Source organism: Psychrosphaera sp. B3R10 (assembly GCF_018861025.1).
GTDB classification, from domain to species: Bacteria; Pseudomonadota; Gammaproteobacteria; order Enterobacterales; family Alteromonadaceae; genus Psychrosphaera; species Psychrosphaera algicola.
This window is the reverse complement of the sequence record NZ_JAHKQH010000032.1, coordinates 29,081-40,999: the sequence shown is the minus strand read 5'-3', so window position 1 is coordinate 40,999 and position 11,919 is coordinate 29,081. Positions and strand designations below refer to the sequence as shown.

General features: G+C 40.5%; 5 protein-coding genes. 3 read left to right on the top strand and 2 right to left on the bottom strand.

The genetic code is table 11. From position 1 onward, the window contains the following. The first annotated feature begins 126 nt into the window (after window positions 1-126). Both KO525_RS12195 and KO525_RS12190 read left to right on the top strand, forming a co-directional pair. The gene (locus KO525_RS12195; RefSeq protein ID WP_215964094.1) at window positions 127-3,477 is read left to right on the top strand and encodes an MHYT domain-containing protein; all 3,351 of its coding nucleotides are present in this window, start codon (window positions 127-129) and stop codon (window positions 3,475-3,477) included. Between the two features lie 21 nt (window positions 3,478-3,498). Continuing rightward, entirely contained in the window at window positions 3,499-4,482 is a 984-nt protein-coding gene (locus KO525_RS12190; protein WP_215964093.1) for a two-component system response regulator, read from the top strand. 57 nt (window positions 4,483-4,539) lie between these two features. Here the strand turns inward: KO525_RS12190 and KO525_RS12185 are convergent, their stop codons facing one another. Beyond that, window positions 4,540-6,621 (bottom strand): sulfotransferase, encoded by a 2,082-nt coding sequence (locus KO525_RS12185; RefSeq protein WP_368668250.1) that lies wholly within the window; start codon window positions 6,619-6,621, stop codon window positions 4,540-4,542. Window positions 6,622-6,809: 188 nt separating this feature from the next. Next, window positions 6,810-9,464 carry a TonB-dependent receptor gene (locus KO525_RS12180; RefSeq protein WP_215964092.1) on the bottom strand — a complete coding sequence of 885 codons (2,655 nt, stop codon included), beginning with the start codon at window positions 9,462-9,464 and terminating at the stop codon, window positions 6,810-6,812. 210 nt (window positions 9,465-9,674) lie between these two features. Here KO525_RS12180 and KO525_RS12175 point away from each other — a divergent pair, with 210 nt between their 5' ends. Then, the gene (locus tag KO525_RS12175; RefSeq protein ID WP_256448319.1) at window positions 9,675-11,624 is read left to right on the top strand and encodes a choline BCCT transporter BetT; all 1,950 of its coding nucleotides are present in this window, start codon (window positions 9,675-9,677) and stop codon (window positions 11,622-11,624) included. Window positions 11,625-11,919 lie beyond the last annotated feature (295 nt).

The window sequence follows — 11,919 nt, the reverse complement described above, 5'->3', positions numbered from 1 at the left end:
AAACGGCTCCTAAAAATCGTAAGATATCAGTGTATTTTAAATACGCCTTTAAGATGTTAAATTTGCGTCTCAAAGATATTTAAAAATATCGATCAGTAACTAACTCATTAAATAGCAGTATTAAAAATGAAAAATACAATCGCAGAGCTTTTCCAATACGACAGCTACAATTTATTTGTTAGTTCTTTGTATAACCCGTGGCTAGTAACTCTATCGGTCGCTATTGCTATTTTTGCTTCTTTTATGGGATTTCAAGTTGCATCACAAGCGGCATATAAATCGCCGATTCGAAAACACATTTCCCTTTGTGTTGGCAGCATCGCGTTAGGCGGTGGCGTTTGGTCTATGCACTTCCTTGGTATGTTGGCTCTAGAATTGTGTACCAATGTGACATATAACGTACAACTTACTGCAATTTCTGTTTTACCTTCCATCATTGCATCGTGGATAGCGCTAAATATTATTACTCGTGACCAAATTAAATTTACCCAGTTAATATTAGGTGGGGTTTTAGTCGGCGCTGGGATTGGGACCATGCATTATGTTGGAATGGCCGCAATGGAAATGGCGCCGTTGTTACGATACAACCTTGTCATGTTCGGTGTCTCTATATTAGTTGCCGTTAGTTTAGCAATTTTGTCTTTATGGATTAGTTTTGGGTTAAAAACCCAAAAAGTCGCTTGGATAAATAACAATGTAAAAATACTCATTTCAAGTGTCGTCATGGGTGGCGCAATATCTGGAATGCATTACACAGGTATGGCTGCTGCGCGTTTCGCTATGCCGCCGGGAATAGAACTGTCGAAACAAACTAATGACATATCGATATTCTTGGCGATGGTAATTACCACAATTACCTTAACGATTATTTTTCTCGTTCTCGGGGCCAATTTAATATTTCGCTATAAAGATAAGTCAAAGGCAGCGATTAACAACGAACGACGACTGATAGCGACAATGAACACTGCGATAGATGGTATTATTACTATCGATTCAGTTGGGACTGTTATCAGTATCAATACAGCAGTAACTCATCTATTGGGCTGGCAACCAGAAGAGGTTATTGGCCAAAACGTTAAGATGCTTGTGCCTTCGCCTCATCAAGCTCAACATGACCAATACATCGAAAATTATTTGAAGACACGGGAAGCGAAAATAATAGGTTCAGGTCGCGAAGTTGAAGCATTAACAAAAAATGGCGAAAAAATCCCAGTGCGTTTGGGAATTGGCCATGTTGAACTTAATGACGAAAATATGTTTGTCGCGTTTATTTCAGATTTACGCGAACGTCAAAAAATGGAGAACCAGTTACGGGAAAGTGAATCCCAATTACGATCGTTGGTGACCAATATCCCTGGCATTGCCTATCGTTGTTTAGACTTGCCTGGTTGGCCAAACGTTTTTATTAATGATGAAATTGAAAATATTGTTGGTTACCCAGCAAAAGATTTTTTGTTACCCAACCCAAAACGCAGTTTAGGAGACTTTGTACATCCAGAAGATATCGGCAATATTACCGCTACAGACTTACGAAGCCCCAAGGGTTATAAACTTGAATTTAGATTAATTGACCGAGAAAATAATACAAAGTGGATGTTAGGTTATGGCCGGGCAATAAAAATTGACGGGTCTGATGAATATTACCTTGACGGTTTTATCATGGACATCACCGACCGTAAAAAAATGGAATCAGAACTCATTGCTGAGAAAGAAAATGCAGAAAAAGCCGCCGCGACTAGGGCCGCATTTTTAGCCAACATGAGCCATGAGATCCGAACCCCGATGAATGCAATCATTGGGTTTAGTGACATTCTATTGGACGAAGAGCTGAGTAATAATCAAAGAAAACAATTAAATACCATTAACCAATCCGCCAAATCCCTGCTGCATATATTAAATGATGTACTCGACAGTGCGAAATTAGAGAAAGGTAAATTTCAATTAGAATATCGAGACTTTTCACTTGTTGAAGAAGTCGACACCGTTGTCTCAACTCTTTGGTTACAGGCCCAAAACAAAGGCTTGGACATTAAACTCAACATCGACAAAGCCACCCAACGTTGTTACAACGGCGTGCCCGATAGGATCAGACAAGTCCTCACTAATATAATTGGCAATGCCATTAAGTTTACGGAAGCTGGGCATGTCACCATTGATATAAACGAAAAACCGGAAGGGATTGTAACTTTTATTATTTCAGACTCTGGAATAGGCATGACGTCTACACAGTTAGCAACGATATTTGATGCGTTTGCTCAAGCAGACGAATCAATGAGCCGCCGTTTCGGTGGTACAGGTTTAGGTACAACCATTAGTAAGCAACTTGTTGAGTTAATGGGCGGAGAAATCACCGCGCGGAGTGAGCTAAATGCCGGTTCTGAATTTGAATTTTCTATTCCTCTTACTCCTATCGCGCCAATACAAAAAGCGACAACGGCGGTTTCCTTCAATGAATTGCCGCCACTGAATATTCTGATTGTTGACGACATCGAACAAAACCTAGATCTGTTGTCTCTTATTCTCAAACGGAATAACCATAAAATAACAGTGGCTCGAAATGGCGTTGAAGCGTTAAGCAAAATGCAAAGTGATAAATTTGACGTTGTTCTTATGGATATTCAAATGCCCATTATGGATGGCCTCACCGCCGCGAGTGAGCGACGTCAGTTCGAACAACAAAATGACCTACCACGACTGCCTATAATTGCGTTAACGGCCAGTGTTTTACCACAGGATAAGCAGTCTGCTTCAAAAGCTGGCATGGATGGATTTGCAAACAAACCAATTGATATGCATCAATTAATGGGAGAAATTGCCAACGCATTAAGTCTACAGAGTGTTGCGTCAGAAGAGACTAAAATCGCGCCTGCTGAAGACTTGCGAATTGATATCGAAAAAGGCATTGCGTTATGGGGGTCAAAAACCGTCCTATTTAGTGAAATATCGCGATTTTTAGGTCAATCAAACGACGAAATTGAAGCGCTAAAAGTGCTGATGAAACAGCAAGATTGGCTATCTGTAGAAGAAACGGCCCATAAAAATAAAGGGGTAACCGGAAATTTAGCACTTATTAAATTAATGATATTGTTTGCTGAATTAGAGCGTGTTAGCCGTCAACGTTTGGAAAAAGAATGCCTAGCTGTTGTCACCAACATTGAAGTTGAAATCGATTTATTAGGCATGTGTGCTAATAAAATGCGAGCAACGTCAACAGAGCTAGAGGAAACACAGGACTTAGCAAACAGTGACGCAGATGATACCGTTGCTAATGAAGAACTGTACAATACCTTGCTGCAATTAGAAAAACATGTCAAAAACAATGAGTTTGATGACCCATTACTAGATTCTTTGCTATCGATTAAGTCGGTGCATTCTAAAAAGATAAATGACATAGTTGCAGCTTGCAATGACTTTGAATTTGAACTCGCTTTAAGCCGCATTGTTGCCCTTGTGAGCTTGCTAAAGCCTGAAACCTAAATATGGTAAAAAGTAAAATTTATGCACCCAACTAAACAAAATGTCCTTGTCGTTGACGATGAGCCAACAAACTTAAAAGTGTTAAATAATATCCTAAAAGATATGTATAAACTGACATTTGCAAAAAGTGGCCAAGAAGCACTGCGTTTAATAGAAAAAGATAAACCTGATCTGATCTTGTTAGATGTCATGATGCCAGAAATGACAGGCTATGAGGTTTGCGAAACCTTAAAACAAAGTTCTTTGTATAAGTCTATCCCGGTGATTTTTGTGACTGCATTAAACGACGCAGTTGATGAAGCCAAAGGACTGAATATTGGTGCGGTGGATTATATATCTAAACCGGTTACACCCGCAGTTGTTAAAGCGCGCGTTAAAACTCACTTATCTTTGGTCGATGCGGAAGAGCTCCGTCGTACTCGTTTGCAAGTTATTCAACGTTTAGGCCGTGCATCTGAATATAAAGACAATGAAACAGGCATGCATGTCATGCGAATGAGCCATTACGCCAAAGTTGTCGCTCTAGCCTATGGCTATTCCGAAGAGCAAGCCGATAATTTATTTAATGCTGCGCCAATGCATGATATTGGCAAAATTGGGATCCCCGACGCCATCATGCTTAAGCCAGGAAAACTGACAGACGAAGAATTTGCAGAAATGAAAAAGCACCCTGAAATCGGTGCTGAAATACTTGGTGATTCAGACTCAGAGTTAATCGAATTGGCAAAAGTAGTGTCTATGACTCATCACGAAAAATGGGATGGAACCGGTTATCCTAACCAGTTAAAGGGTGAAGAAATTCCCCTAGAAGGTCGTATAGTTGCCCTTGCGGACGTTTTTGACGCCTTAACGAGTGTTCGCCCATATAAAGACGCCTGGTCAATAGAAAAAGCGTTAGATTTCATTACATCTCAAAAATACAAACACTTTGATCCTCAATTGGTGGACTTGTTTATTTCAAAAATAGACGACATTATAAAAATCAAAGAGCAATGGAAAGACTAAGACAAAGACTAATTTCGATGAATAAATGAGTCTTTGTTTTCAGATCACCAAAATAAGTTAGTTTAAATTAAGTGCTGCTTTAAGAGGTCCCAAATGTGGCTCAAAATGACGCCATTGCTCAGTTGCCGATTTGTAAATTGGCTGACGCACTTGCTCTGAACTTGGGGTTTTGATGGTTCTTTTGGTTTTATGAAACTCTAAACACGCAGGTTCAAATTTCAAACCGCAAAAATCCAACATGCGCCGAACTTCTGTTTCTAAATCATCAACAACATCTTCATGTTTAACTGTAAGAATAAAGTCTGGCATAACGTCCTGCCAATGCTTCATTAATTTTAGATAGGCTTGGTAATAACGTCCTATATCATCGAGGCTATAACTAAACTCCTGCCCCTCGGCAAACAACTGTTTAAAACCACTGAAACAACAGGCCATAGGCGAACGTCTTGCATCGATAATTTTGGCATTTGGCAAAATGAGTTTGATTAAACCTAAGTGCAGAAAATTATTTGGCATTTTGTCGATAAACCGAGGAGCTTGATCTCTATATACTTGTGTTTCGTCAATGAATTGCTGACCAAATCGAGCAAAATATTCAGGGTTTATTTCCGCTAAATTTTTAGGATATTGGCTAACCGCTGTCTGACTTGTATTACCTGAATTGGTGTTTCGGCCACGTAAACGAGCGGCGAGCCCAAGGATATTGTGTAATTCCATGGTACCGTCCACTTGTGAGTGCGACGCTAGAATCTGCTCTAGCAAGGTCGAACCTGCCCTAGGTAAACCGACAATAAATATCGGATCTGGTGCGTTTAGTCCCAAATTACCGCGGTTTTCAAATAACGCTTTGGTGCAGTATTTTATTTGCTCTTCTACTTGCTGTTCCAATTTAGCAATATCAAACCCGTTATGTGCATGCTGCAACGCATTACCATCTTGGTACGCTTTAAACGCTTGGTCGTAGTTTTTCCTATCTTCGAACGCTTTACCCGTCGCAAAATACAATTGCACTTTATCCACTAAAGGCAATTCGTTATTTGTTTGTTGGGTCTGCATCTGACTAATTTCGTCATCATTGAAGCGGTAGGTTTTGGTATTCGCCAAACTCCAAAATGCATCACCAAAACTCGGATTCAATTGATACGCCTTTTGATAGGCCGCAACGGCGTTGTCAATCTCACCTTTGGCTTTTAAGGCATGACCTAGCTGTAAATAAAACCCAGCAACTTGCTGCTGATTATTTTCTATAGGCATCCGTTCCGCTGCGTTTGCATTCATTAAAGTTTCGGATTGTTTTATTGCGAATTCAAAAAGTGCGATAGCTTTGTCTGTTTGCCCTAATCCCGTTAATACGTTAGCTTTTGCGACATTAAAGCTGAGGTTGTCAGGCTGTGCTTCAAGTAATATTGTCACTTGTTGCTCAGCGGCTTTGAATTTGCCTAAACGTATTAACAGATTAAGGTAATGGGAACGAGCCTGGATATGCTGTGGTTCGAGCTCCAGAGCACTTGCGAGCAAAAATTCAGCATCATCGTAAATTTTAAGTTCAATGCCAATTTCGGCAAGCAGACACATGCCATCAACATGACGTTTGTTGTTCTGGAGAAAATGGCGACAAATTTGTTCCGCTTTTAACAACTTGCCTTCATGCATCAATTCAGTCACGGCAAGTAAAGCCGGCGGTAAACTTTTGAGTTTTGCTAACTGATTAGCCGCAAGTTGGATCTTATCTTGTTGTTCTATGTTATTTAGCTGTGGACACTTACGATAAATTTCTAGCAACTCCTGCCAGCTTGCCACCAAACATGGATTGAGTTTTACAGCATTTTCAAATGCGTGTTTTGCTTTTGTTACATCATTTAACGCCAAGTAATTATAGCCAAGTTCTTGATTAGCTCGGCTGTGTTTTTTTTCTAGTGCTAACAACGCCTTAATGCTTGTTAAAGCTGCAGAAAAGTCCTTATTGTAACGTTGTGCGACACCAATCAAATACCACATTTCTATTTGGTGGGAAGGCTCGGTTAATTGCTGTTGAAGCTGGGTCCCTTGCGTCATCGCATCGCTGAACTTTGCCTTTTGGATCAACTGTTGAATGGCTTTTAATTGATCGTCAATAGTGGGCAGAGAAGGTTTTTCCAATGACTTGGCTCCATAGAATTTTACAAAATTTAATACATAGATTAAAACATTTGCTTTATTGGACAGTACTTTAGCAATAAAAAGCCGCTTGGTACAAATACCAAGCGGCTAACTTTAACACTGTACGTTTATTAATTGTGCATAAGATCCATCAAGGTCAAACGACCTCGGTAAATCTTAACTAGCCCTTAATAAAAGTCATATGAAAATCTAAAGCCGACGCTGCGTGGTCTATTGGTAACCACTTTTGGCGTAAACTGTTGAGTATCCACATAAAGTATCGCACTTTCATTGGTTAAATTATCAATGAAAAACTCGGCTTTCCATTCGTCATTTGTCACACCAAAGCTAAGGTTTGCAAGCACATAACTGTCTTGAACGTAACGACCCCCTGCAAATGTTTGACCATTGCTGTCTTGGTAATTTACCCCAGAATAAACGTCCGCTTCTTTTTGAATACTCAAGCCAGAACCTGTGCCGTGGACCAAATTAGTCGCGTCTTCAAGTACGTAAGCGTCCATCGTCATACTGGCAAGTCTTTCACCTGTATAGCTTATTGAGCTGTTTACATAACCTGTAAGAACACTTGATATTTCGTAGAAATACTTGACCTGCAAATTACCAGAAAACTCAGCTGAATATGGTAAACGACTGCCTTTTGCCGGGGCTATACCTTCGAGCTCACTATTAATTGACGTTAACTCAGTGTCAATCATACTGAATGCCCCCGAAATAACTAAATCGTCAGTGGCTACCCAACTGAAGTCACCGTCAACACCTTTAATTTCAGCGTCGCCAACGTTGTCAGTAAATACTAAGAAACTGATGTTTGTTGGGTCAAATCGAGAGGTTTGAAGATCAGATATTTTTGAGTAATATGCAGTTGCATTAAAACGTAATGTACGGTTTAACAAAGTCGACTTAAATCCGACTTCAATATTATCCAAGCTATCTGTGGTTGAATAAACCGGAATACGGAAACCGTCAAAAGCCCCTTCTTGGTTTTTCGCCAAACCGCCGCCAACACGATTGGTTACTGGAGGTCTAAAGCCTTCAGAATAAGATGCGAAGACCATAACTTCATTTGATACTTGCCAATCTATCGATGCTTTAATAATCGTATCGTCGACCGTCAATGTGCCATCGCTATCAACTAAACTTGTCTCTAACTGACCGCTTGCAATTGCCGCTTGAATTGCTGCTGCTTCGCCGGCCCCAAAAAACTCAGTTAATGCAGCGTCGCTACCGTCACCAAAGGCTTGCAATCTGCCGCTTACGTCAACCGTCGACGTTGCCCCTTTAAATGAGTCTTCAATTTCATACCAACGTGCACCAAAACTCGCCGTAACCGTATCAGTAAGGTCGTATTCGAGTTGCCCAAATAATGCAATTTGATCAATTGTGTGGGTGATGTCATTAACAAAGCTGATTTCAGACGAGAACGGTCCTCCATCGGTGTTGATGCCGTCGGTGCCCGCTAAAGTTCTTTGTAGATTGGTAAAATAAGGCAGGTCTGTATTACCTAGTTGGAACTGACCCACTGTAGACAGTTCTTGTGAATCATAGAAAACACCCGCTGTTACGCGCCAGCGATTTTCAGTAGAGGTATTAACACGGAATTCGTGAGTAAAACGATTAGTGTCTGTTTGTTCTTTATAGAATTTAGTTGGATCTACACACACTTGTGTTTCAGGTGCGCCTGCATAGTTACATGCATAATACGCAGCAAATGAACCACCATTGGTATAACCGGTATAATCAATTGTTGAATCGATTTCACGCTCTAAATAACCACCGGTATAAACCAAGTCTAGATGTTCAAGGCGACCTTCTAAAGTCCAGGTAGTTAAACCAAAATCATCGTTGTTGTTTTCAGGTACAAAACGATTTGTCGATGATTCACCATCAAGATTAGGATCGTAGGCAAATACCCCTTCAGTATCGAGTGACTGCTGAGTATGTTGAACTAGTAATTCCCAGTCTTCGCTAAACAAGTAAGATAAACCAAATCGAGCACCCGAATAATTTGCAGTGTTAAAGTCGTCCTGCACTAAGGTGTCATTTTTTGGTGCGGTTACCGGCACGTTTTCAGGGTCTGTTAATGCCCCGCCAGAAACTCGGCTGATTACAACTGCACTACCAATATAACCACCGTTGCTTGGATCATTCAGTACATTATCAATCCAGCCACCTTGAAAGTCGTTGTATGTAGCGACACGTACAGCAAGTTTGTCGGTTAGCGACATATTAAAATAGGCTTCGACAGAATTGCTCATATCGCCGCCTTTGGTGGAACTGGTGCTGGTATCAAAACCCGCAGCAAATCCGTCGTGACTTGGTTTATTGGTAATTAAACGGACCGTACCAGACTGCGAACTTGCACCAAATAATGTGCCCTGTGGACCTGGTAAAACTTCGACACGTTCAACGTCTGTAGCGTAAATATCTAAATTACGTCCCTGCATTGAAACCGGTTGCTCATCTAAGTAAAAAGCAACAGACGGCTGCAGTGCCTGTACCGATGAAACCGCTATACTTGTTTGTGTTGTTGCCGCGCCACGGATATAAATTTCGTTTTGGCCAGGGCCTGTGCCTTGGAATACAACATTTGGCAAAAATTCAACATATTCATCAAAATTAGAGACACCTAAATTCTCTAGACTATCTCCCGTGAGGGCCGTAACGGTAACAGGGACTTTTTGAATTGATTCAACCCGCTTTGTTGCTGTAACTTGAATGACTTCTATTTGGGCGTTTTCTTTCTTTTTAACTTCTTCAGCATATAGTGAGCCTGATGTTGCTATTGCCGTTATTACTGCGCAATGCAGCTTATTAAGTTTCATTGTATTTATCCCTTGGCGTTTTAATTTTTGTATACATATAATTAGAACTCTAACTATATTTTTTAAGATCCAACTTAACCATGATAGACATTTATAACAAAATTGCGTCATTATCTTGTTATTTATCGTAAGTTTGTCAAAAATTAGTTATCTTTCGGCTTATTCTTAAAGAATTTATATTTTCTATACAAATCATATTAGGGGATTTACTTGCCAATATCTGCAAAAAGCCAACTAAATAGAACGGTTTTTATTAGTGCTTCATCAATGATCATAGCGCTTTTACTTTATACTGTTTTGTTGCCAGAGCAGGCTCAGAACCTATTTACAGTCATGCAATCGAGTATTGTCGATAATGGCAGCTGGTTTTATGTTCTCACTGTCGCCTTTATCTTTTTCTTCGTGGTCTTTCTCGGGTTATCTCGATACGGCGACATCCGCCTCGGACCGGATCATGCTACGCCGGATTATTCTTTAGTCACTTGGTTATCTATGTTGTTTGCTGCAGGTATGGGTATTGGACTCATGTTCTTTGGGGTTGCTGAGCCATTAATGCATTATTTGTCACCTCCGACTGCAGAAACAGGTACGATTGAAGCAGTACGTGAAGCGATGAAAATGACTTTTTTCCATTGGGGACTTCATGCCTGGGCAATCTATGCCATCGTCGCTTTAGTTTTAGCTTATTTTAGTTACCGTCATAATTTGCCTTTAACATTACGCTCAGCTTTGTACCCGTTAATTGGCGAGCGTATCTATAAATGGCCAGGTCATTTGGTAGATGTATTTGCGGTTGTCAGCACCGTTTTTGGTGTTGCAACATCATTAGGGCTAGGCGCATCACAAGTTAATTCTGGGTTTAACTATCTGTTTGGTATTGATGTATCTACGACTAACCAAATCATCATAATGTGCGGTATTACAGCGCTCGCTGTACTGTCAGTGTCCGCGGGTTTAGACAAAGGAATTAGACGACTGTCAGAAGCTAACATGATTTTAGCGGTTGGTTTGTTGGTATTGATCTTTGTGCTCGGTCCAACCGTTTTCTTATTAAAAGCTTATCTACAAAACATTGGGGATTATCTATCAGACATAATCCACAATACATTTAACTTATTCGCCTATAAAAAGACCAACTGGATTGGTGGCTGGACTATATTTTATTGGGGTTGGTGGTTAGCTTGGGCACCTTTTGTAGGTTTGTTTATCGCTCGTATTTCCCGTGGCCGAAGTATTCGCGAATTTATTCTAGGGGTCATGTTAATTCCAACAGTGTTTACCCTTTTGTGGATGACCATATTTGGTAATAGCGCCATCGATTTAGTGCATAACCAAGGCGTTGCTACCTTGGGTGAAATGGTAAATAAAGACTCCTCCGTAGCTTTATTTGTGTTCCTTGAAAACTTCCCTATGTCGGCCGTATTGTCATTTTTTAGTGTGCTAATGATAGTCATATTTTTTGTCACATCCTGCGACTCAGGCGCTATGGTTGTTGATATGTTATGTTCCCACGGCAGCAATGAAACACCATTGTGGCAGCGAATATATTGGGCGGTTGGGATAGGCGTAGTTGCAGCAATATTATTGCTGGCAGGTGGCCTAAATGCCTTGCAAACCATGACAATAGCCGCGGCTTTACCGTTTTCAATTGTATTGCTAATTGCAATAGTCGGGTTAATTAAAGCCCTACGAGTCGAGGCGTTTAAACAAGATAGTCAGTTAATAGCCGCCCTTCCCCCGTCAAATAACGAAGGTAGCGATAATTGGCAACTGCGCCTCAAAAATATTGTCGACTTCCCCAACAAACCCAACGTTAATAAATTTATTAACCAGGTAGTCGCCCCAGCATTTGAATCGGTCGCCAGTGAGCTAAAGAAAAATCAAATCAAGGTAATTATTTCCAAAGAAGACGGCTATAGCCTGATCGTCGACCATGGTGAAGAACAAGAGTTTGTCTACCGAGTGCTCGCTAGAAAATATTCACAACCCGACTTTGTGACAGAAGCCGATGATGACGAACAAAGTTATTACCGCGCCGAAGTTCATTTAGGTGAAGGCGGCCAAGACTACGACATCATGGGGTGGTCGAAAACAGCAGTAATCAACAACATTATTGACCAGTACCACAAACATCTGCACTTTTTACATTTGTTACGTTAGTGTCAATTACGAGTTAAAGCATCCCCCTAAAAAGCCCTTTCAGAAAGGGCTTTTTTGTTCTGGTTATTATGAGCTAATTGTAAATGAATTATGTGATTCCTCTGCACTCGGTTGGAGATCCCTAATATCGCTGTGGCTCTTTTGGGATGACGTTTTTTTCTGCTGATTTGGAATCCCGTTTTTTCTGTTTAATTGGAATGAGGGCTTATTTCTGTTTGGTTCGGATGACGGCTTTTCTTCAAAACAAAGATTTATCACACCTAAAGTTCAGGCTACATTTTCCTTCGTCTAAATC

What these genes read in the sequence shown, in the direction of transcription:
- KO525_RS12190 (WP_215964093.1), top strand. Translation starts at nt 3,499, where the DNA reads ATGCACCCAACTAAACAAAATGTCCTTGTCGTTGACGATGAGCCAACA.
- KO525_RS12180 (WP_215964092.1), bottom strand. Translation starts at nt 9,464, where the DNA reads ATGAAACTTAATAAGCTGCATTGCGCAGTAATAACGGCAATAGCAACA.
- KO525_RS12195 (WP_215964094.1), top strand. Translation starts at nt 127, where the DNA reads ATGAAAAATACAATCGCAGAGCTTTTCCAATACGACAGCTACAATTTA.